The following is a 22,196-nucleotide window of genomic DNA, read 5'->3' as shown; positions in this document are numbered from 1 at the left end:
ATAGGGTAGATCCAACAATTTTCGTAGATTTTTATATGGAAATGTAAGGGTTTACAATGACGTCAGGAGGGGCGAAAGTATGATAAATAAGTTGAAGCGAAGAATTGTGTTGATGCTAATTATATTATTAATCTTTCCATCAAACTTAGTATCACCATTAATCGTTGTTAATGCTGATGAAGAAACTGTTATTTTCCATGAAACATTTGATGAGGATGATATGCTCTTTATTCAATCTGGTGGAGCATCATTAGCTTATGTATCTGATGTTGATTTTACTGATAATGGTCATGCATTGCATGTATATCGACGAATGAATGATTATGATGGGGCTGATCTTCCATTTTTATCTTTAGGGCTTAAGGATGGGCGTACATATTCTGTTCAAGTTGAAGGTTATGTTGATAGTGATGAAGAGGTGCCAAATGGTGCAGAGGTCGTAATCTCATTAGTTGACAGTTATACTTGGATCAAAAATTTAGCACTTGAAGCTGGTAAAGCTTTTAGTTTATCAACGCGATTTACTGCTGATTTTTCTACTGATAATATCCTTAGGATTCAGACAAATGAAGCTGGCGCTAAGGTACCTTTTTATATTACTGAGGTTTTAATTAAAGAATTACATGAAGACTCTAGTGATCAGAACGATACTGAACGAGGGCCGATTCAATTATTTGAAACAATCACATTTGAAAACGGTGAGTTGAGTGGTTTTGAGCCAAGAGGTGGTGTGGAAAAATTAACAATCACTGATGAAGTGAATAATACAGTAGGTGGCTCAATGGCACTTAAAGTAGAGAATCGAGAGCAGAATTGGAATGGGCCGTCACTTCGAATTGAAAACTTTATTGAAAAGGGCAGTGAGTATCATTTATCTGCATGGGTGAAATTGCTTGAGCCTAGCAGTGCGGAAATTACTTTATCGACGCAGGTTGGTAGTGGGGATTACGGGGCCTCTTACATGAATATTCAATCGAAAACAGTCTCGGCTAGTGATGGTTGGGTAGAGCTAGAGGGCACGTTTCGATACAGTAGTGTAGGTGATGAGTACGTTACACTTTATATCGAGAGTGCTAATCCTGAGGCTTCATATTATATTGATGATATTAGTTTAGTTAAGACTAATGTTGAGAAACTCGAAATTGAACAAAACCTAGTCCCTATTAAAGAGGTTTATCAAGATTATTTCTTAATTGGTAATGCAGTGTCTACTTCTGATTTTGATGGTGATCGTTTAGCTCTACTAACTGGTCATCATAATTTAGTAACAGCTGAAAATGCGATGAAACCTGACTCAGCATATAATAATGGTCACTTTGATTTCAATGCAGAGGACATGTTGATTCAAATGGCTGAAGATCAGGGACTTGCTGTACACGGTCATGTGCTTGTGTGGCACCAACAGTCACCTGAATGGCTTTGGGCAGATAATAATGGCAATCCATTATCGAGAGAAGATGCACTTGTTAATTTAAGAACACATATTGAAACGACTGTTGAGCATTTTGGCGAAAGAGTTATTTCATGGGATGTTGTTAATGAAGCGATGAATGATAACCCACCAAATCCAGAAGATTGGCAAGGTTCGTTGCGTCAATCTGGTTGGCTTCAAGCGATTGGTCCTGATTATATAGAGGAGTCATTTAGAATTGCCAAAGAAGTGATTGATGAAAATGGTTGGGATATCAAACTATATTATAACGATTATAATGATGATAACCAACAAAAAGCAGAAGCCATTTATCAAATGGTAAAAGAAATTAATGAGCGGTACGCTGAAGAAAATGATGGTGAACTATTAATTGATGGCATTGGTATGCAAGGACATTATAACTTAAATACAAATCCAGAAAATGTTCGCCTATCACTTGAAAAATTTGCATCATTAGGTGTTGAGGTTGGTGTAACAGAACTCGATATTACTGCGGGAAATGATGGAGTACAAACTGAAGAAGAGATGAATCAGCAAGCATATCTTTATGCACGGCTATTCCAAATTTACCGCGAAAATCATGAACATATATCTAGAATTACTTTTTGGGGATTAGACGATGGCTCAAGTTGGCGTTCAGATCAGAGCCCACTATTGTTTGATCGAAATCTACAGGCAAAGCCAGCTTACTATGCGATCATTAACCCTGATCAATTTTTGGCCGATTTTGAAGCAGTTGAAACAAATGCGCTAACTGCAAAAGCAGCGTTTGGAACGCCAGAAATTGATGGGGAAATTGATAAGATTTGGGGAGAAGCACCTATTTTATCAATTGATCGTTATCAAGGTGCATGGCATGGTGCAAGTGGTGAAGCAAGAGTATTATGGGATAATGAGAATCTTTACGTATTAGTCCAAGTTAATGATTCGGAACTTGATAAATCAGCTGCTGAAGCTCATGAACAAGATTCAGTTGAGGTATTTATTGAAGAAAGTAATCAAAAATCGACATTCTACCAGCAAGGTGACGCGCAGTATCGTGTGAATTTTGATAACGAAACGTCATTTAATCCAGGCGAAGCAAGTGAAGGTTTCGAGTCGGCAACAGCGATTGATGGTACAAACTATCTTGTTGAGATGAAGATTCCATTCAAAACGATTACACCTGGGGCTGATTTAGAAATTGGTTTTGATATTCAAATTAACGATGCAGTTAATGGTTCAAGAGAAAGTGTCGCTGCTTGGAATGATCAAAGTGGTGTTGGCTATCAGGATCCATCAGTATTTGGTAACTTGAAGTTAGCAAGCTCTATCGATCAAAGTGAATTGACACCAATTGATGATTCAGCGAGTGATCTGACAGCTTTATATGTTGCAATTGCAGTATTAGCAGTCGTTTTAGCAGCTGGCGGATTGACGCTTTATAATAAAAAGCGTCAGCAATAACAATAAATTAACCATCCTACTCAAAGTAGGGTGGTTTTTTAGTGGGATTGGTTACATCAGCTCAAGGACTCGTTTTATACATGGCATAATAAGTCGAGAACTTTACATCTATCGACGATAACGACTAAAAAAACCAAAAAGATAAACAAGATTCTCTGATGAAAAACTTAGATCAATAGCTAAAAAAGTAAACTTTTTCAGAATTTCTGCGTGTGCGATTTTCAAAATCTGTCGTTATTCTATAGGTACCGCGGAATAATGAGTCAGGCGCCTGCTTTTAGGAGCAGTGTGATGTTTGAAAATTTTAATTTGTTGTTGCGAGAGTATGAACCAATGATTTACCATTTATTAAATAAGTATGGGGTGAAGGATCCTGAAAAAGAGTATTATCAGGAGCTTGCAATAGCACTTTGGCAAGCATCAAAACAATATGAAGGGGGTGTGATGAAGTTTTCAACATTCGCTTATTCGAAAATGAAATATCGTTTAATCGATCTTTTTCGGAAAGAAAACCGATTAAGTGAACTGAAAAAGAAGCTTCAGCAAGAGCAGCGGCAATTAGTGGTTTACGTGGAACAACGCTATGATGATGATCATGTATTTTTTCAACAAGTTAGGCAGGTTCTAACTGAACGGGAATGGTTATGGCTTGAAGGAGAGATTTTTCAAGGTAAAACCTTAGTTGAAATTGCTAAAGAGCATCAGGTAAAGCCAGATGCTGTTCGCAACTGGAAGAGAAGAGCAACTGCAAAAATTAAAAAGTTACTCTAAGTAATTCAAAAAAGTGGCAATCAAGCAATATTTTGATTGCCTGATTGCCACTGCTAAATATAAATTAGTTACTTAAATCTTCGCCATTTGAAGCGATAACTTTTTTATACCAATTAAATGATTTCTTTTTCGTTCTTTTTAGCGTTCCATTACCTTCGTTATCGCGATCTACATAGATAAAGCCATAACGTTTTTTCATTTCTCCAGTACTTGCGCTGACGAGATCGATACAGCCCCATGTTGTGTAACCTAATAAATCAACACCGTCAAGTTCTACCGCATCTTTCATTGCTTCGATATGTGCTTTTAAGTATTCAATGCGGTAATCATCTTCAACATAGCCGTTTTCATCAGGTGTATCAATGGCACCTAAGCCGTTTTCAACAATAAATAGTGGTTTTTGATAACGGTCATAAAGTGAGTTCATTGTAATTCTTAATCCAAGTGGATCAATTTGCCAACCCCATTCACTTTGTTTTAGATAAGGGTTTTTAACAGAGGCAAATAGGTTACCTGATGTTTTTTCATTAACTTCTGGATCTGTAGATACGACACGAGATGAGTAATATGAGAATGAGATAAAATCAACAGTATGATTCTTAAGTAGTTCAAGATCATTTTCTTCCATTTCAATCTTAATGCCATTACGCTCTAGTTTTTTCAATCCGTAAGCAGGGTATTCCCCACGAACTTGAACATCGATAAAGAAGTAGTTGTCACGATCTGATTGTTGAGCTTTTAGAACATCCTCTGGACGACATGAGTATGGATAGTATTCTCCAGCTGCTAGCATACAACCAACTTTATTCTCAGGATCGACTTCATGAGCAATACGTGTAGCAATTGCGCTTGCGACTAATTCATGGTGTGCTGCTTGATATTTGATTTGTTCTTCATCTTCGCCTTCTTCAAAGTAAAGACCAGCACCTAAGAAAGGAGCATGAAGAATCATGTTAATTTCATTAAATGTTAGCCAGTACTTCACAAGCCCTTTGTAGCGACGGAAGATGACTTGGCAAAGATTTTCATAGAAATCAATCAGTTTTCGGTTACGCCAACCGCCGTATTCTTTAATTAAGTGAATTGGACAATCGAAGTGTGTAATCGTAACGAGTGGTTCGATGCCATGCTTATGACATTCTTTAAATAGATCTTCATAGAATTTAAGTCCTGCTTCGTTTGGTTCTGTTTCATCACCATTTGGGAAGATGCGGCTCCAAGCAATTGATAAGCGATATGTTTTAAAGCCCATTTCGCCAAATAAGGCAATGTCTTCTTTGTAACGGTGATACATATCAATCGCTTCTTTTGCAGGATAGAAATAACCTTCCTCAAAATCAAGCATTTTCTTTTTACCTGTAATGATTGCTCGACGGTCAGGTCCGTGTGGTATGACATCAACGTTAGCTAGACCGCGACCATCCGCATTATAACCACCTTCACATTGATTGGCTGCAGTTGCTCCGCCCCATAAAAAATCTTCTCTAAATCCCATTGTAATCCTCCTAGATAATGTAGTAATTAGAGAAATGACAGGGTCATATAAATGTCCTGTCATCTCTCCTTTGTAAAAATTTATTTAGCGAATTGCTTTAATGACTTTATCACCGACTGCAACTGTTTTGTCAGTTACTGTAATAATATCCCCGTAATCAGGAGTATTAGTAATTACAACTGGTGTAATTGTCTTATACCCTTTATCTGCAATAAAATCTAAGTCAAATGTAATTAATTCATCTCCAACATTAACTTTTTGATCTTTTTTAATAGCATATTCGAAGCCTTCACCTTTTAATTGAACAGTGTCAATTCCTACGTGGATTAATAGCTCCATACCATTTTCGCTTGTTAATCCAACAGCATGTTTTGAATCAAAAATTGCTGTAACAGTACCTGCAATTGGTGAATAAACTTTACCTTCTGCTGGTTGAATAGCAATACCTTTACCTAAAATCTCATCTGAGAACATTCCATCTTCTACTTGAGAAAGTGAAACTGCCTTACCTTTAATAGGTGATACGATTACTTCTTCAGTACCAGACGCTTGAGTATTTGATAATTGATCATCTTCTTGGTTTGGCGTGTCTTGTGTTTCAGGATCTTTGTATAAAATATAAGAGATAACGAATGCAATCACAATCGCAACTGCCGCACCAATAATAGCAAAGATTAAGTGTTGTAATGTGTCATCACCGATATAACTTGGTAATGTTAGTAAACCTGGTGAACCACCTGAGAAGTTCTTAACTTTAAAGATACCCATTACTAGTCCACCTAAACCGCCACCAACCATTGCAGCATAAAGTGGTGTTTTAAAACGTAAGTTAATACCGTATAATGCTGGCTCAGTAATACCGAAAATCGCTGTTAAACCTGCAGATGAAGCAAGTTGTTTAATTGTAGAATCTTTACTCTTAATTGATACCGCTAAAGCAGCAGCACCTTGTCCAACGTTAGATGCTAACATACCAGGGTAGACAACAGTATCATAACCGTTAACCATTCTGTTATTAATACCAATTGGTACGATACCGTAGTGTGTACCTGTTGCTACTAATAATGGTGAAATCGCACCGATTAGAGTCGGAACTAACCATGGGCTAAATGTTTCTAATGCAACAATACCTGATGAAATAATATCACTAATATAATGTCCTAGAGGCCCGATTACTACAAGTGCTGCTGTACCAACAACTGCGATTGTAAGTAATGGCTTTGTAAAGAATTTAACTGCTTTAGGTGATACACGATCAGCAATTGGTTCTACAAATGACATAAACCATACTGATAAGATAATTGGAATAACCGATGAAGCGTAACCAACTGGAGATACTGGTAATCCAAAGAAGCTAATGCCATCTGTACCTTCAAGTCCATTGACCATTGCAACGAAGTTAGGGTGTAATAGAATTCCACCAACCATCATTGCTAAATAAGCGTTTGTATTAAATTTCTTCGCTGATGATACAGCAAGTAGAATAGGTAAGAAGTAGAAAGCAGCATCAGCCATAAAGTTAACAATTTGGTATGACTGACTTTCATTACTTACTAAATTAAAGACAACTAAAAGTGATAGTACAGCTTTTAACATACCTGCAGCTGTAATCGCTGGTAAAATCGGTGTAAAGATACCTGTAATTGTGTCAATTACTTTTGCAATAACTGAACGATCATCATTTTCATCTTTAGTGCTATTGCCTTGATTTAGTGATGGTGCTTGGTTTGTAAGTTCTTTATGGACTCTACCAACATCACTACCGATGATTACTTGGTATTGACCACCTTTTGATACAACTCCCATAATTCCCGGTGTTGCTTTTAATTTTTCCGTATTTGGTTTGTCGTTATTTTTTAAGTTAAAACGTAAGCGTGTTGCACAGTGTCCAACATTAGCGATGTTCTTTTCGCCACCAACGTTTTCTATGATTGTTTTTGCTAAATCTGAATAGTTCACGTTAATTCTCCTCCTAATAATAAAAAATAAAAAAACCTAAGTGAATATTACTAGACTCATTTTGAGTCAGTATATTACTTAGGTATAGCCTGCATAATCAGTAACAATCCTATTCAAGGTATTTAATTATTTGTGATTCTTCTAATATGAATCGTTAGATAAATCATTTCATCTTCTTTTAAATCCCGATCAAATTCTTTAATAATATAATCGCGGATTTTTAGTGCACATGTATACTCTTCTTTATATCGTTCCTTCAACATGAAAAGAAAGCCTTCATCTTTATTCTTCTCAAGTTCAACACCGCTAAATAATCGATGAATAAAAAACTTAAGATGTGTGATAAACCGTTCATAATTCAATGAATATTCATCCAAATCCATTTTATAATGGTACTTAACGATATTAAGGATATTTTGAATAATTTGCGTCATTTCTGACACTTGACTAATTTTCGAATTATCTAGTTGTGCATTGACGATATGAAGCGCGATAAAGCCTGCTTCATCTTCTGGTAAATCAATATTCAACTTATTACGAATAATCGAAAGTGCTTCTTTCCCAATTAAAAATTCATGGTTATAAAATCGTTTGATTTCCCATAAAAGTGCATTTCTAATCGGTAAATCCGTTTTGTATCGTTGGATCGCATTATCAATATGATCGGTAAGAGTGATATAAATATTATCACTAAGCTTCTTTCCTAATGACGCTTTTGCAAAACTAATGATTTCATTAGCAATTTGAATATGTTCTAGTTCAACATTTGCGAGTAATTCAGTCAATTTGTTTGTACTTATGCTTTTATTACTCGTATAAATTTTTTCAACTGCATCTAAGTCAATCGGGTCATTAACCTTTTTTTGAAAGCCAATTCCTTTTCCCATGACAATGACTTCATTGTTTGCGCTATCAATTGATTGGACAATATTATTATTAATCACTTTTTTTACTTTCACAAAGCTATTCTCCTCATAATAAACCAAATCAGCTAGCTAATAAATGTGTCTATCAAGTATAGCCTGTTTAAAACAGTAACAACCTCGATAACTATTTTTTATTAGAACATATCATAAATTGAATGTCAACTATTAAATTTTGACATGAATTAAAATTGGAAATTATTGGGGTTTTTCAGAATTAAAGAAAAGTTCTCAAATAAAGTTTGACAACTTTATTTGTCATGTGGTAATCTGTGGTTGACAATTAAACTTGTCAATATGACTAATTATATTGTCATAGGAGGTTAAGCAAATGCCGCTTTACAATCAGTTGAAAATGTATCGAGCAAAGTTAGGTCTAAATCAGGCGGAGATGGGTAAACGTGTTGGCGTATCACGACAAACGATTAGTTTAATAGAGCGTGGAGACTATTCACCATCTGTCACATTGGCACTGAAGCTTGCGCAAGTGTGCGGAGTAAAGGTTGAAGATATCTTTAATTATGAGGAGGATGAAAATGAGTCAAAAGAAACGTGATCAATTAAAAATGTTAAAGTTAATGGGATTTGGGGCAATTACTGGTGTTGGACTATCAATCTTGTTTTTCTTCGTAAATCGAGTAACAATAAATTTTGATTTTCTAATAGAATATAGCTTGTATATTCAAATTGCGGTTGTCATCATCTTCTTTTTACCGACGGTTTACTGGATCCAGTCAGCAAAAAAGATAATTAATATGAGAGATGAGACGATTGATGTTGATGATGATCTACACAGTGAAGCGTTAGAACGCTTGTTATATAAAGGTCTGTTATTCAATCGACTATATTTAATCCTAAATTTTTTAAGCGCTGGATTAGCTTTCGATTTTAGTAATCGATACTTTATCATCTCAATATTAGTATTTCTGGTCACTATTTTACCTGGTTCAATGAATGAAGTGAAAATTATCCGGCTTATTCAAGCAAAAGACCCAATGAAGCAGGGTGACCCGACTTCGATAAAGTTTAATAAAACGTATTTTGAAAGCTTAGATGAAAGTGAGAAAAATCAAGTGTATCAAGTGACATACCATACTTTTAAGTTTATGGAGTATACTTTTATTGTCGCATTTGGCTTGACACTTGCTTTGAAAATGTATTTTGATATGGGAAATGCTCCGATGCTAACGGTTGGTCTATTGTGGTTAATTCAATCGATTGTTTATTTTTATTACTCGAAGAAATATAGTAAATTTCAAACTTTTGTTTGATTATAAATATGATGTTTTACAAATTTTTTTTAGTAAAACTAGCTCTGATAAAGTAAATCAGATAATCTGTACTTTGTCAGAGCTTTTCTTAACTTATTGTAATTGAGGTGTTCTTATGCTACTAAGTTTGATGTTATTATTGATCATCGGTTTTATTGCAGCAAAACTTGTTAGTTATATCCGTTTGCCAGGTTTAATTGGCATGTTAGTTGTTGGTGTTGTTCTTGGACCATATTTATTTAACATATTAGATGCGAACCTATTACTTGTATCTCAGGATTTACGCCATTTTGCTTTAGTTGTTATTTTGATCCGTGCAGGGTTAGGTTTGCAACGTACTAATTTAAAAAAGGTTGGTTTGCCTGCTTTGAAAATGAGCTTAATTCCATGCTTGTTCGAGGGTTTTTCAGTGATGATAGCAAGTTATTATCTGCTTGATTTTAGTTTGATTGAAGGTGGGATGCTAGGGTTTATCTTAGCTGCTGTATCACCAGCAGTTGTTGTACCGAGCATGATTGAATTACAAGAAGCAGGCTATGGAACAAATAAAGGGATTCCAACGTTAATACTAGCTGGTGCTTCAATTGATGATGTGTTTGCGATTACTTTGTTTAGTTTCTTTTTATCAGCGGCTGTTGGAGTTGAACAGAGTATTTTATCCGTGATTGTAAAAATTCCTTACACGATTATTGGTGGAATTGTTGGAGGTATCGTTGTTGCATTAATAATAGTGTTGGTATTGCGTTCAAAACGTGTAGCGTTCAATCAAACGGAGTCATTGTTAATTTTATTAACATTTGCAGTTTTATATTTTTACATAGGTGAGAAACTAGAGTTAGCAAGTTTATTAGGTGTGATGGTTTTAGGTTTTGTAATCTTAGATCGTGAGCCTAAATATGCAAAGCAGTTCTCGATTAGTTTAGCTGCTATTTGGGTGTTTGCCCAAATAATCTTATTTACACTTGTTGGTGCAGAGGTGAATATCCAACTGGCGCTAGAGGCAGGGGTAATTGGGCTTGTCATTATCTTAGTAGGTTTAGTTGCACGTAGCCTTGGGGTCTTGATAGCGACGGCAAATACGAATCTTTCTTTTAAAGAGCGAGTTTTCTGTATCATTGCCTATTTACCAAAAGCAACAGTTCAAGCTGCGATTGGTTCATTACCTTTGACAGCTGGTCTAGAATCTGGTGGTGTAATTTTAGCGATTGCTGTTTTATCAATTGTCGTTACAGCACCACTTGGCGCAATCGGTATTAGACTTTCAGCTCCACGATTATTGATGAAAAAATCTTAAGAAAGTTTTTATTAAAAAGCTAACGTATTGGCTTGAATTGGTTTATAATTGTTTAAAAGCTAAGGAGTTGGGGGAATCATGATGTTTAAGTTTGAGATTGAACCTGGGTTAGCATTAAAGCCTTTAGAGCTGGGTGATGCGAATGCACTGTATGAGATGATTGATAAATCAAGAGAGCATTTGCGAACATATTTACATTTTGTTGATATGACAAAAAGTGCTGCTGATACGAAAGCTTTTGTTGAGCAATCAGTTCGTAGTAATGCGGAACAGAATACATTTGTTGCTGTGATTTTGGTTGATGATCAAATGGCCGGTTTAGTTGGTTATAACCAAATCAATTGGACGAATAAGAACGCAGAGATTGGCTATTGGCTAGGTGCACCATTTGTTCGAAAAGGTGTGATGACTAAGGCAACGCGTGTCTTGATTGATTATGGTTTTAATCATTTTGGTTTAAATCGAATTGAGCTTAGAGCAGCAAAAGAAAATCTCGCGAGCCGTGGAGTAGCTGAAAAGCTGAATTTTGTTTATGAAGGAACAAAACGACAATGTGAGTGGGTGAATGAAGTATGAGTAAAATTATTGTGGGCGCAAAAATATATTAACCCCTTCACTAAGTGAAGGGGCCAGCAAGCGATAGCGCGGTAGGAAACAAAGCAAAAGTCATGAAAAAAGGGACACTCCTTGGTAAAATGATAGTCTACTAAAACACCATTACCGAAAGGAGAATCCCTCATGGAAAAGAATATCATAAAATACCCAAATTTAAAACAAATTGAGCAATTGGTTTGGAGACAATTACAAGAAACCTTTGGTTTCGTTATGAAACAGGTCTTGGAGGATATGGACCAACAGATTGCCGATGAACGTGATAAAAAGCGCTATCGTCTTATTGATAAAAGAAAGTTTAATATAGCTAGTCTCTTTGGTGAGATTGAATTATATCGCAATTATTACCTTGACCGATCAACTGGGGAATATGTCTATCTTCTTGATCGTTATCTAGAGTTTGAGGAGGCCGGTTCTTTTAGTCCATTGATTGAGGAAGCTGCCATTGAGCTAGCTGTTAAGGGTCGCTCCTATCGAAATGCAGCTAATACATTACAAACTCTATTAGGTTACCGGGTTATCAGTCATGAGGCAATTCGTCAACACCTATTAGAGGTTACGTGTAAACCTAAAAAGCGTGAACCTATACTCCAACCCGTCTTATTTGTAGAAGTAGATGGTTTATTTGTAAAACGCCAAGGTAAATGGAAAAAGGGAAAAGAAGAGAAAATAGCAGCTGTCCATCAAGGATGGGAAGTCAATGGAAAACGGGTTAGCCTTAAGAACAAACGTCATTTTATTCACAAAGGAAAGCAACCCTTTTGGGAGGCTTTTGAGGACTTTCTAATTGAAAACTTCGAATATGACCCGACTTTTCACAAGCTGGTTATAAATGGAGATGGTGCCAACTGGATTACATCCTGTCGTGAGTATTTTAAAGGTCGTGTATTCTTTTCTCTTGATCGCTTTCATGTGGCACGAGAGGTTAAGAGTATATTCAGCAAGCATCCTCGTTATCGGTCCATTCGTAAAGCCCTTGCGGCATACAAATACAAAACGTTCTTAACAGAGCTTAACAGTGCCGTAGGAACGCTTGAGGATGAGGAGAAGGAGGAACGACTTGTGTCGTTTATCCGCCAATTAGAAAAATATCCAGAAGCATTGGGAGATTATAGAATATGGTTAAAAGAACAGGGAATTGATACAACTGGTATGCGTCCAATGGGAAGCGCAGAGGGAACCATGAGTGTGTTTGCCAAAAGACTAAAAAATGGCCGTAGTTGGTCGGATAAAGGTGTAAGTGCCATGGGCACTGCATTAGTGGCCTTCTTGGATAATTTGTCCCTAAAGACTTTATTCGGGCGAATAGATAAATGGACAGAAATCGAGCTGGAAAAGAAACCACCAAGACATTATAAAGAAAAGGTTAAAAGAACCATTGGTCAGGTTACCAGAGACAATCTTATGTACCTAAAAGGAAAGGCAAATATTCCGATATACAACGTGTTAAAGGAGTTATCTGGTTTTTAAAAAAGGCAAAAACTTTATCAAGGGGTCACCTTAAAATGATGAATCCGCTTTCATTATTAACGTAGAAAAATTGCCTACAAATACTTGACTCAAACGTGGGTGAATGATCGCTTTGTTGATCATGTGATTTATGGTATGTTAAAGAGTGAATGGAAGATGAATGAATGAGAAAGTTGGAGTTGAATGAATAAACAAACATTTCGTGTAACAGAAAAGACTGAGTTACTGCCGTTTTTATTAACAAAGATTGATCGTGGTCGAAATTATGTCAAGGGTGTTTTAAAGCGAGGTCAAGTTCTCGTTGATGGGAAGCAGGAGACGAAGTTTAATGCTATATTATTACCGAATCAGCAAGTAGATGTGCTCAAGGAAGCGCCATTGATTCATGCATTAAAAGGAGTCGAGATTTTATATGAAGATGATGATTTGATCGTAATCAATAAAGAAGCGGGCTTATTAACAATGGCTTCTCAACGTCATGATCGTCAGCGGACTGCATATCGTGAACTAATGGCCTACGTGCGACAACAGGATCCTAAAGCACGAATTTTTATCGTCCATCGCTTAGATCGTGATACTTCTGGTGTCATTGTTTTTGCAAAAAATGAGCATACAAAATATGCGTTGCAGAAAAATTGGCATGATGTTGTTGAAGAACGAACTTACCTTGCTTATGTGGAAGGGAAAGTGGAACAAAAAGAAGGTACGATTAAGTCATGGCTGAAGGAAACAAAGACGCACAAAGTATATGTGACGCCGAATGCAGAAGGTGCGAAAGAGGCAGTTCTACATTATAGTGTCATACGGTCTGGAAGTCAGTATTCTTTATTAAAAGTTAATTTAGAAACTGGACGGAAAAATCAAATTCGGGTTCAGCTTGCAGAAATTAATCATCCCATTGTCGGTGATAAGCTATATGGTGCGACTGGAAATCCAATTGGTCGCCTTGGGCTACATGCATCAGTTTTAGCATTTAAGCATCCGACTACTAAGAAGCTCGTTCGTTTTGAAGCACCTAGACCTAAGCAATTTAAGGTAAAGTAAGATGTATGTTTCGATTCCAGAAGCGGCAGAATACTTGGATATCTCTGAACGTGAAGTGAGACAATTAATCTTTGAACGAAAAATTCGTGCTGTTCATGATGGTGAACAGTACTTAGTTAATACGAATCAGTTTGAAACACATTTTAAACAGTTAGAGAATTATCGACAATTAATTGAAGAAATTTTATCTGAACCAATACCTGAAAGTCCTGATGTAAAAGATGAGGACTAATTACAATCACCTGCTACTAATTTAGTAGGTGATTTTTTATCTGTTCGCACTATAAAGTAGTGCGTTCGCACCCAAATCTGGAATTTCGCACTACTTTGTAGAGCGATCGCACTCAATTAAACAATTTCGCACTATCTAGTAGTGCGTTCACACCATAATGTAAAATATTTCATTTTTTATAAAAAGTAGTATCTATTTTCTTATTTCTCCGCCTTAATACTGAGAAGAATTAAATCTCAAGTCGGTATATTATATTGAAAATTCAGGTTATAATTTAGCTACAATTTCTAGAGAGGTGATGAGATGGAGCCAATTGTTCGAGTTGAAAATGTTAAAAAGTCCTACAAAAAGAGAAAAGGCGATTCAGTAGTTAAGGCAGTCGATAATATTTCGTTTCAAGTACATAAGGGTGAAATTGTTGGTCTACTTGGACCAAATGGTGCGGGGAAAACGACAACAATTAAGATGATTTGTGGTTTGTTGAAAATGGATGAAGGCAAAATTATTGTTAATGGCCTTGATAATAACAGACATCGGTTAAAAGCGCTTAATCATATTAGTGCTGTTTTAGAAGGGAATCGGAATCTTTATTGGCGTTTAACAGTACGAGAAAATCTTGAGTATTTTGCAGGAAACAGAGGCAAGTCGAGAAAACAAATTCAACCAAAGATTGATCATTTATTAGAATTGTTCCACCTTAAAGATAAGGAGAATGAACTTGTTAATCGCTTATCGCGCGGTATGCAACAAAAACTAGCAATTGCAGTAGCAATGCTTGCTGATACTGACATCATTTTACTAGATGAACCAACGCTTGGTCTTGATGTTGAAACAAGCTATGAAGTTCGGGATATTTTAAAACAGATTGTTGAGAATGAAGAGCGCACAATAATTATTAGTTCACATGATATGGGTGTAATCCAGGCAGTATGTGAGCGGGTCATTATTATTAATCATGGAAAAGTGGTAACAGATAATCGTGTTGAAGAATTGATGGAATTATTCAATGCGCGTCAATATTCGATTACGTTGGGTGAACCATTATCCGAACAACAACTAGCTCAACTAAATGCATGTTTTCCTAGTTATTCATATGATGCTAATCAAGTAAAACCAAATCTAGTCGTTGAGTTATTAAGTCCTGATCAAATTTATCAAGTTTTTGATATCTTGAAGCAAGACGGGACGACAGTAGAAAATATCGATCGTAATCTAATTAATTTTGAACAAGTATTTATGAAGATTATCAAGGGGGAAGCGGATTATGAACTTGATTCATCTGTTTCAAGCTAACTTTCGAAAACAAATAATTGAAATGAAGCGTTACGCACCTAACACTGTTGCATTGTTTCTAACAGTTTATATCATTTTTATCGGTATGTTTTTCGGTATTCAATTGATCGGGAATCCGGATACTCAATCGACTACGATTCAGTATACAATTGCTAGTTATATCTTTTGGTATTTAGCGATGATGATCGTCAATGGCATGGGGTATGAGATTGTTAGTGAATCGATGAGGGGGACCTTTGAACAATTAGGGATGTCCCCAAGTGGTATCTGGAAGACTCTCACTGCTAGATTACTAGCTGAATGTATACTACATTCGATCATGGTGACTATTCTCTTGTATTTATCGATGCTGACAAGTGGAGAATGGTTAAATATTGATCTCATCTCGATCATTCCAATTTTTATTTTAACGTGTGCGAGTATGTTTGGTTTATCATTTATAATTGCAGGGCTGACAATCATCTTAAAACAAATACATGCTTTTTTACAAATCTTTCAATTTGTCTTAGCGGCATTAACGATGATTAGTGTATCCTCATCAGTGATACAGTTATCACTCCCGTTTACTAAGGGGATAGATATGATTCGGAAAATTATGGTTGAAAACTATTTCTTAACAGATTTTAGTTCGTTAGATTTTATCGTTTTAATAGCAAATGCTATCCTCTATGTTGGCGTAGGACTCACTTTTTACTTGTATTGCGAACGGTACGCAAGAAGTAAAGGATTGCTTGGTCAGTATTAAAGCTTTTAGAAAAAAGTTACCCTACTTGAGCTGAGCTATGATTAAAGGTAGAATAATAATCAGAAAAGAGGGGTTATATGACAAATAGAAAAGTAGAACTTATTAAACAACTAGTAAATATTCCAAGTCCATCTGGAAACACAGGAAAAGTGATTCAATTTGTTGAAGATTATTTTCAAAACTTAGGGGTTGAAACGAAGCGGAATCGTAAAGGTGGTTTAATCGCGACAATCCCTGGTGAGAACGATGAACAACACCGGATGTTGACAGCGCACGTCGACACGCTTGGGGCAATGGTGAAAGAAATTAAATCAAATGGTCGGCTTAAGCTAGATCTAATCGGTGGCTTCCGTTATAACTCAATTGAAGGCGAGTATTGCCAAATCGAAACGTCATCTGGTGAGGTTTTTACCGGTACAATATTAATGCGACAAACTTCTGTCCATGTCTATAAGGATGCAGGAACTGCTGAACGAAATCAAGATAATATGGAAGTTAGAATTGATGCAAAAGTGTCATCTGCAGATGAAGTAAGAGCACTTGGTATTGAGGTTGGGGACTTTGTTTCTTTTGATCCTCGTGTTGAAGAGACAGCCAATGGCTTTATCAAATCACGCCACTTAGACGATAAAGCAAGTGTTGCAATATTAATGGAAGTCGTCCGACAAATTGTTGAAGATAAGGTAAAACTACCTTATACAACCCATTTCCTAATTTCAAATAATGAGGAAATTGGCTATGGTGGAAACTCTAATATCACGCCTGAAACAGTAGAATACCTCGCAGTTGATATGGGGGCAATGGGAGACGGTCAATCAACTGATGAATATACAGTCTCGATTTGCGTGAAAGATGCAAGCGGGCCATATCATTATGGATTAAGAAAGCATTTAGTTGCGCTTGCAGAGGAAAATCAGATTGAATACAAGCTTGATATTTATCCATATTACGGATCAGATGCATCAGCGGCAATCCGTTCTGGGCATGATATTATCCATGGACTAATTGGACCAGGGATTGATTCTTCTCATGCATTTGAACGTACACACGTTGATTCATTAGCACATACTGAAGCATTAATTAAAGCATATCTAGTATCAGAAATGTTATCATATTAAAAGTAAGACGAGAGATGACTGTTTAGTAAAGTTGTCGCTCGTCTTTTTTTGATTGAAATGGATAGGTGTTAGCAGCAATGTTTATTACAAAAGGAAAAAATAGTTTAAATTAATACTTTACCTGTCGTAGTATCCGTTGTATAATTAAGTTACTACGACAGGTGGAGTATAGGGGGTGGCTAATTGTTATCAAGTGATATTATGAGAGGATATAACGATCCGATTATTTTAAGCTTACTTTTAGAAGGTCCTTCTTACGGATATGAAATCTCAAAATTAATTAAAGAACGATCAAATGGAAATTATGTAATGAAGGAAACAACTCTTTACTCTGCTTTTGCTCGGTTAGAGAGAAACGGTTATATCGAATCAAGTCAAGAGATGAAGACACAAGGAAGAAAACGAACGTACTATCATATAACAGCATCAGGTCGAGCCTATTTAAGGGAAAAAGCCGATGAGTGGGTCGTTACTCAAAAAGTTGTAAGTCAATTTTTAACGAAAGGTGGAAATTAGGATGGACACGATTATGTCGTATTTGGAAACGATGTTTGCTAAGTTACCGAAAACACCAGAAGTTGAACAAATTAAACAAGAATTAAGCATGAATATGGAAGAAAAGTATCACGAGCTGATTAACCTTGGGAAAACCGAAAATGAAGCAATTGGAACGGTGATTAGTGAGTTTGGTAATATTGATGAACTAATGGAGGAACTCGGTTACGCAGTTGAAGAAGAGGCTGAGCGGGCATTGTCAGATCAAGAAGTAAATGATTTTTTAGCAGAGAACAAACACTTCGGAAAAATGATTGGCATCGGAGTCAGTTTGATTTTACTGGCTGCTTCAATATTTATGTTAATTAATGGTGTGGTGTCCGTAATGGAAATCGAGAATCGGCTATTAAATATTGCTGGTTTAATCCCATTATTATTGATGGTTGCGGTCTCAGTCGCAATTTTCATTGTTGCTGATCACCGGATGGAACCATTTAAAGCGATGCTACACAACTATCAAATAACGCCAAATCAAAGGTATCGATTAGAGCAGGAGGCAAATGAATTTCGCTCTGATCAATTGAAGGCTGTCGTTATCGGTGTTGTGCTATGTATTGTAGCACCTCTAGTTTTAATAATAATTTCAGTAGTAGATGGCGCCTATGCTAGTATTGGCGTAAGTATTTTGCTTGGATTAATCGCAATCGCAATCTTTTTGTTTATTTACTATGGTGAACAAGATTCAGCATACAAAAAATTACTCCAAGAACAAAATTACCAAAAACCAAATGCAGACGAAGAAGATAAAGTCGTCGGTGCTGTTGCAGCATTTGTATGGCCATTAGCTGTCGCTATATTTTTAATAACTGGGTTCATCTTTAACCAATGGCACATTAATTGGTTGATCTTCCCGATTACAGGCTTATTATTTGGAGGATTTGCAGCTGTTCGAAGTATTATGAATGAAGATTAAGAAAAAAAGTAGTTGTATTTATGTAATCAGCATGTTATATTACTAGAGCGATGAGCTATTTTGCATAAGACGCACACTTCAAATGTCTATGTGGAGACAGTGATGCGCCGCAAATTTCTAGATCACTCGTCCAGGATCGAGTGATTAACCGACTTCTTATAAGAGGTCGGTTTTTATTTTGCTTTGGTAAGGAAAAAATTTCAAATCAAATAGACGATTATACGTTTTAATGCTAGAATTTATATAATCATAGAGAAAGAGGCATGTGATTATGAAAAAATATCTGCTACTCATTTTTGTGATTCTTATACTAATCATTATAGTCGTTAAAGATACAACAGCTATTAAAGTCAATTCAATTACGATACATAGTAAAAAATTATTAAGCAGCCAAGAGATACATATGCTTCAAATTACAGACGTTCATAATCGGAATCTTGATGGAAAATATCATCATCTTACAGAGTTGAAACCAGATTTGATCGTCTTAACAGGAGATTTAATTGATCGAAAAACGACAGATTTAGAGAATACGAAAAATTTATTAGCTCAGCTTTCGACAATTAACTGTCCAATCTATTTTGTTTCTGGAAATCATGAGCAAGATAGCTTGATTTTTCATCAGTTAAGACAAGTTTTAAATGACTACGGTGTGACCGAATTAGTCAATGAAACTATCAATCTTACTATCAATGATGTGTCGTTCAATTTAGTTGGAATTTCAAATTATACGACTGGTCATGCAGATATCGATGCTGCGTTTGAAGCGGTTGATCTATCAAAACCAACTGTATTTTTATCACATGCGCCTTTAACGATTGATCATCAAGTAGAGCTGATTTTGAGTGGACATACACATGGTGGTCAAATCCGAGTACCTTTTATCGGAGGAATCATCGCACCTGATCAAGGGGTTTTTCCAAAATATGATAAAGGATTGTATCAATTAGATTCAGGTGCAAGTCTGTATATTGATAGTGGACTAGGTACTAGTGTGTGGCCAATTCGATTTTTGAATCCAGCGCAAGTATCAATGATAACTCTTACAGGTAAAAACTAATTATTGGAATATTGAGTGCGAAAAAACTAATTTATGTGCGAATTATTAAATTTGAGTGCGAACGCACTATGGTTATGTGCGAAAACGCATAATTGAGTGCGAACGCACCCGAAATGGAAATAGAAGGAGAATTATAATGAAGAAATTTTTTATTAGTTTAATGACGATACTATTTATTCTTACCGGTTGTGGCTCGAGCTTAAGTACAGACTATCAACAAGCTGAACCAGTTAACCAATCTGAAAAAACGATTATTGAAACTGAAGATGATGATCAAATAGAAGTGGAAGAGGATGAAGAACTTGAAGATTCAGAAGTAGAATCGAAAGATGAATCAAAAGAAGAATCAAAAGAAGAGGAGACAACGACTCCAAAACAAGTCTCAGGTAACTTAAAAGTTCACTTTATCAATGTCGGACAAGCCGATGCGACGCTATTTCAAACTGGTGATGTTAATATACTTTTTGATGCAGGGAATTGGAACCGTCGAGATGTAGTAGAATATTTGTTATCTGTCGGTGTTGAAAAAATTGATTTACTAATCGGTTCACATCCAGATGCAGATCATATTGGGCAAATGCCATTAATCTTAGATCAGTTTCAAGTTGATGAAGTTTGGATGTCTGGTGTTGAATCGACATCGAAAACCTTTGAAAATACGTTAGATAAAATTATTGAACATGGTGTTAGCTATCATGAACCACGAGCTGGTGAAAGCTATCAACTTGGTAATCTATTTTTAGATGTGATTGCACCAAAGCAATTAACGAATGACTCGAATGAAGATTCAATTTCAGTTTATTTTGCATTTGGTAAGACAGGGATTGTAATGACGGGGGATGCAGGTGTTAGAGCAGAAAGTGCGATGTTGGATGTACGTGGTAATTTATCTGCTGATATTTTACATGCTGGTCACCATGGATCAAGCACATCTACAAGTGAATCATTTTTAAAGGCAGTTGATCCGAAATATGTGATTATATCAGCCGGTGCCAATAATAGTTATGGTCATCCACACGTTGAAGTTGTAGACCGACTCGTTAAATCGGGAGCGGAAATTTATGCGACGTATCAGCATGGAACAATTATTTTTAGTTCTGATGGAAATTCAGTTAAGCTTGAGTCTACAATTGATCAAGCATTTATTCCACCGAAGGCTACTGTAAGTAAAAATGAATCAAGTAGCTCCAATAATTCAAGTAGTACAAGTTCATCTAGTACTAAAGAAAAGCAACCAACAAAACAAAAAGAAGAAAAGTCAAAGCAAGAGAAACCAAAACAACAAGATGAGAAACCGAAGCAAGAAAAACCAAAACAACAAGAAGTTAAAAAAGAGGTTCCAGCAGGTTGTATTGATATCAATACAGCAAGCGAACAAGAATTGATGGAGATTATTCATATTGGTGAGGTTAGAGTAAAAGATTTAATTGAGTTGAGACCTTATAATTCTGTTAATGATCTGAAGCGGATTAAGGGCATTGGTGATGCTCGTCTAAAAGATATTATTAATGAACAAAAAGCATGTGTGAGGTGATTAAATGAAAACAGAAGCAATGATTGATCGATTTACTGAAAATGATCTGGCAGTTGTGTTAGCAGAATCAATTGGGAAGGAATTTTTAATTGATAAAAATCAATTGCCAGAAGGGGCAGAGCGAGGCGATTATTTAGTCTTAGAGCTTGATGATGATGTTGTTGTTTCAATTGAGCTTGATCAGGACAAGACTCGTGAACGAAAGTCTGCTGTTCAATCGAAATTAGCGAAATTGCGTGCAGCTTCGACGGGGAGTCGCTTTAGAAAAAAGGAGATCGAATGAAAAAATATTTCAGTTTATTGCTTTCAGTTGGTGTGCTTGTTTCGTTAATGGCGCCGGTTGATTTGTGGCTCGCGCCGAATTATTGGGTTAAATCAGCGGTTAAAATCACTTTATTTGTAATCGTACCGCTCGTATTAAATTGGATTTTTAAGTGGATTAACTTGAAAGAATTACTCTTCTTTAGAAAAAAAGGCCGAAAATTAATTGTTGTTGGTAGTGTGATCATTTATCTGTTTATTATTGGTGTGTATTTAGCAATTGGTCATTTGTTTGATTTAACTGGTGTGACGGTAACACTCGAAGAAACGATGGCGATTAATCGAGATAATTTTATCTTTGTTGCATTATATATTCCAATTGTAAATGCATTTATTGAAGAATTTTTCTTTCGAGGAATCTTATTTCTAACGTTAATGCAATACGTAAAGACAAGCTATGCTTATATAATTAGTGCTGGGATCTTTAGTATTTATCATGTCGCAATAATGACAAACTGGTTTTCTGTGCCATTGTTCATTTTGCTAGTATTTAGTTTATTTGTCGCAGGAATATTGTTTAATTGGATCAATGACAAGACAGGATCAATTTATGGATCTTATTTTGTCCATGCAGCTAGCAATCTAGCGATTAATACGATTGGTCTACATTTATTTGGGATCATTGGTTAAGTAAAAAGTCTTCACTCAGATGTAAACTGCCCCCTGTCTACTTGACAGGGGGCAGTTCATTTAATAGCTGGCGCTTTT

The 22,196-nt window shown here is 36.0% G+C and carries 21 protein-coding genes; 18 read left to right on the top strand and 3 right to left on the bottom strand.

The window, feature by feature from the left end:
- The first annotated feature begins 79 nt into the window (after nucleotides 1–79).
- Together AXY_RS08805 and AXY_RS08800 are read left to right on the top strand one after the other, a co-directional pair.
- A complete protein-coding gene (locus AXY_RS08805) occupies nucleotides 80–2,878 on the top strand; it encodes an endo-1,4-beta-xylanase (RefSeq protein ID WP_015010454.1) in 2,799 nt (932 codons plus the stop codon).
- A gap of 291 nt (nucleotides 2,879–3,169) precedes the next feature.
- A complete protein-coding gene (locus AXY_RS08800) occupies nucleotides 3,170–3,649 on the top strand; it encodes a sigma-70 family RNA polymerase sigma factor (RefSeq protein WP_015010453.1) in 480 nt (159 codons plus the stop codon).
- A gap of 64 nt (nucleotides 3,650–3,713) precedes the next feature.
- Here AXY_RS08800 and AXY_RS08795 read toward each other — a convergent pair whose 3' ends face one another.
- From AXY_RS08795 to licT, 3 genes are all read right to left on the bottom strand, one after another.
- A complete protein-coding gene (locus tag AXY_RS08795) occupies nucleotides 3,714–5,144 on the bottom strand; it encodes a 6-phospho-beta-glucosidase (protein ID WP_015010452.1) in 1,431 nt (476 codons plus the stop codon).
- Between the two features lie 84 nt (nucleotides 5,145–5,228).
- A complete protein-coding gene (locus AXY_RS08790; RefSeq protein WP_015010451.1) occupies nucleotides 5,229–7,103 on the bottom strand; it encodes a beta-glucoside-specific PTS transporter subunit IIABC in 1,875 nt (624 codons plus the stop codon).
- Nucleotides 7,104–7,225: 122 nt separating this feature from the next.
- Nucleotides 7,226–8,062 (bottom strand): BglG family transcription antiterminator LicT, encoded by an 837-nt coding sequence (licT, locus tag AXY_RS08785; protein WP_015010450.1) that lies wholly within the window; start codon nucleotides 8,060–8,062, stop codon nucleotides 7,226–7,228.
- Between the two features lie 295 nt (nucleotides 8,063–8,357).
- Between licT and AXY_RS08780 the strand changes: the two genes are divergently transcribed.
- The 16 genes from AXY_RS08780 to AXY_RS08705 all read left to right on the top strand — a co-directional run bounded on the left by AXY_RS08780 (nucleotide 8,358) and on the right by AXY_RS08705 (nucleotide 22,118).
- Nucleotides 8,358–8,582 carry a helix-turn-helix transcriptional regulator gene (locus AXY_RS08780; protein ID WP_015010449.1) on the top strand — a complete coding sequence of 75 codons (225 nt, stop codon included), beginning with the start codon at nucleotides 8,358–8,360 and terminating at the stop codon, nucleotides 8,580–8,582.
- Nucleotides 8,563–9,297: a DUF3169 family protein gene (locus tag AXY_RS08775; RefSeq protein WP_015010448.1), complete on the top strand. Its 735-nt coding sequence runs from the start codon at nucleotides 8,563–8,565 to the stop codon at nucleotides 9,295–9,297. The genes AXY_RS08780 and AXY_RS08775 overlap by 20 nt, the downstream gene beginning before the upstream one ends.
- A gap of 130 nt (nucleotides 9,298–9,427) precedes the next feature.
- Nucleotides 9,428–10,591 carry a cation:proton antiporter domain-containing protein gene (locus AXY_RS08770; protein WP_231841340.1) on the top strand — a complete coding sequence of 388 codons (1,164 nt, stop codon included), beginning with the start codon at nucleotides 9,428–9,430 and terminating at the stop codon, nucleotides 10,589–10,591.
- A gap of 81 nt (nucleotides 10,592–10,672) precedes the next feature.
- Entirely contained in the window at nucleotides 10,673–11,167 is a 495-nt protein-coding gene (locus AXY_RS08765) for a GNAT family N-acetyltransferase (RefSeq protein ID WP_155835487.1), read from the top strand.
- 162 nt (nucleotides 11,168–11,329) lie between these two features.
- Nucleotides 11,330–12,673, top strand: coding sequence for an ISLre2 family transposase (locus AXY_RS08760; protein WP_015009875.1), 1,344 nt, complete (start codon nucleotides 11,330–11,332; stop codon nucleotides 12,671–12,673).
- A gap of 183 nt (nucleotides 12,674–12,856) precedes the next feature.
- Entirely contained in the window at nucleotides 12,857–13,717 is an 861-nt protein-coding gene (locus AXY_RS08755; protein ID WP_015010445.1) for an RluA family pseudouridine synthase, read from the top strand.
- A 1-nt stretch (nucleotide 13,718) separates the two neighbouring features.
- Complete coding sequence (locus AXY_RS08750) at nucleotides 13,719–13,949, top strand: excisionase family DNA-binding protein (RefSeq protein WP_015010444.1); 231 nt, start codon at nucleotides 13,719–13,721, stop codon at nucleotides 13,947–13,949.
- A 303-nt stretch (nucleotides 13,950–14,252) separates the two neighbouring features.
- Complete coding sequence (locus tag AXY_RS08745; RefSeq protein WP_015010443.1) at nucleotides 14,253–15,242, top strand: ABC transporter ATP-binding protein; 990 nt, start codon at nucleotides 14,253–14,255, stop codon at nucleotides 15,240–15,242.
- Nucleotides 15,214–15,987 (top strand): hypothetical protein, encoded by a 774-nt coding sequence (locus AXY_RS08740; RefSeq protein ID WP_015010442.1) that lies wholly within the window; start codon nucleotides 15,214–15,216, stop codon nucleotides 15,985–15,987. Before AXY_RS08745 ends, AXY_RS08740 begins: the two co-directional genes overlap by 29 nt.
- A gap of 77 nt (nucleotides 15,988–16,064) precedes the next feature.
- Entirely contained in the window at nucleotides 16,065–17,105 is a 1,041-nt protein-coding gene (locus tag AXY_RS08735; RefSeq protein WP_015010441.1) for a M42 family metallopeptidase, read from the top strand.
- Between the two features lie 183 nt (nucleotides 17,106–17,288).
- Nucleotides 17,289–17,621: a PadR family transcriptional regulator gene (locus AXY_RS08730; RefSeq protein ID WP_041450155.1), complete on the top strand. Its 333-nt coding sequence runs from the start codon at nucleotides 17,289–17,291 to the stop codon at nucleotides 17,619–17,621.
- A gap of 1 nt (nucleotide 17,622) precedes the next feature.
- Nucleotides 17,623–18,573 (top strand): permease prefix domain 1-containing protein, encoded by a 951-nt coding sequence (locus tag AXY_RS08725; RefSeq protein ID WP_015010439.1) that lies wholly within the window; start codon nucleotides 17,623–17,625, stop codon nucleotides 18,571–18,573.
- Between the two features lie 271 nt (nucleotides 18,574–18,844).
- Nucleotides 18,845–19,633 carry a metallophosphoesterase gene (locus tag AXY_RS08720; protein ID WP_015010438.1) on the top strand — a complete coding sequence of 263 codons (789 nt, stop codon included), beginning with the start codon at nucleotides 18,845–18,847 and terminating at the stop codon, nucleotides 19,631–19,633.
- Nucleotides 19,634–19,769: 136 nt separating this feature from the next.
- The gene (locus AXY_RS08715; protein ID WP_015010437.1) at nucleotides 19,770–21,167 is read left to right on the top strand and encodes an MBL fold metallo-hydrolase; all 1,398 of its coding nucleotides are present in this window, start codon (nucleotides 19,770–19,772) and stop codon (nucleotides 21,165–21,167) included.
- 4 nt (nucleotides 21,168–21,171) lie between these two features.
- Nucleotides 21,172–21,450 (top strand): DUF3006 domain-containing protein, encoded by a 279-nt coding sequence (locus AXY_RS08710; protein ID WP_015010436.1) that lies wholly within the window; start codon nucleotides 21,172–21,174, stop codon nucleotides 21,448–21,450.
- Nucleotides 21,447–22,118: a CPBP family intramembrane glutamic endopeptidase gene (locus AXY_RS08705; RefSeq protein WP_015010435.1), complete on the top strand. Its 672-nt coding sequence runs from the start codon at nucleotides 21,447–21,449 to the stop codon at nucleotides 22,116–22,118. Before AXY_RS08710 ends, AXY_RS08705 begins: the two co-directional genes overlap by 4 nt.
- Nucleotides 22,119–22,196 lie beyond the last annotated feature (78 nt).

Origin of the sequence: Amphibacillus xylanus NBRC 15112, assembly GCF_000307165.1 — a bacterium.
Lineage (GTDB): Bacteria > Bacillota > Bacilli > Bacillales > Amphibacillaceae > Amphibacillus > Amphibacillus xylanus.
This window is presented reverse-complemented; position numbering and strand designations above follow the sequence as displayed.

Coding starts and splice junctions, on each gene's coding strand:
- AXY_RS08780 (WP_015010449.1), top strand. CDS start 8,358: ATGCCGCTTTACAATCAGTTGAAAATGTATCGAGCAAAGTTAGGTCTA.
- AXY_RS08770 (WP_231841340.1), top strand. CDS start 9,428: ATGTTATTATTGATCATCGGTTTTATTGCAGCAAAACTTGTTAGTTAT.
- AXY_RS08715 (WP_015010437.1), top strand. CDS start 19,770: ATGAAGAAATTTTTTATTAGTTTAATGACGATACTATTTATTCTTACC.
- AXY_RS08740 (WP_015010442.1), top strand. CDS start 15,214: ATGAACTTGATTCATCTGTTTCAAGCTAACTTTCGAAAACAAATAATT.
- AXY_RS08720 (WP_015010438.1), top strand. CDS start 18,845: ATGAAAAAATATCTGCTACTCATTTTTGTGATTCTTATACTAATCATT.
- AXY_RS08725 (WP_015010439.1), top strand. CDS start 17,623: ATGGACACGATTATGTCGTATTTGGAAACGATGTTTGCTAAGTTACCG.
- AXY_RS08745 (WP_015010443.1), top strand. CDS start 14,253: ATGGAGCCAATTGTTCGAGTTGAAAATGTTAAAAAGTCCTACAAAAAG.
- AXY_RS08765 (WP_155835487.1), top strand. CDS start 10,673: ATGTTTAAGTTTGAGATTGAACCTGGGTTAGCATTAAAGCCTTTAGAG.
- AXY_RS08800 (WP_015010453.1), top strand. CDS start 3,170: ATGTTTGAAAATTTTAATTTGTTGTTGCGAGAGTATGAACCAATGATT.
- AXY_RS08795 (WP_015010452.1), bottom strand. CDS start 5,144: ATGGGATTTAGAGAAGATTTTTTATGGGGCGGAGCAACTGCAGCCAAT.
- AXY_RS08750 (WP_015010444.1), top strand. CDS start 13,719: ATGTATGTTTCGATTCCAGAAGCGGCAGAATACTTGGATATCTCTGAA.
- AXY_RS08735 (WP_015010441.1), top strand. CDS start 16,065: ATGACAAATAGAAAAGTAGAACTTATTAAACAACTAGTAAATATTCCA.
- AXY_RS08710 (WP_015010436.1), top strand. CDS start 21,172: ATGAAAACAGAAGCAATGATTGATCGATTTACTGAAAATGATCTGGCA.
- AXY_RS08760 (WP_015009875.1), top strand. CDS start 11,330: ATGGAAAAGAATATCATAAAATACCCAAATTTAAAACAAATTGAGCAA.
- AXY_RS08705 (WP_015010435.1), top strand. CDS start 21,447: ATGAAAAAATATTTCAGTTTATTGCTTTCAGTTGGTGTGCTTGTTTCG.
- AXY_RS08805 (WP_015010454.1), top strand. CDS start 80: ATGATAAATAAGTTGAAGCGAAGAATTGTGTTGATGCTAATTATATTA.
- AXY_RS08755 (WP_015010445.1), top strand. CDS start 12,857: ATGAATAAACAAACATTTCGTGTAACAGAAAAGACTGAGTTACTGCCG.
- AXY_RS08775 (WP_015010448.1), top strand. CDS start 8,563: ATGAGTCAAAAGAAACGTGATCAATTAAAAATGTTAAAGTTAATGGGA.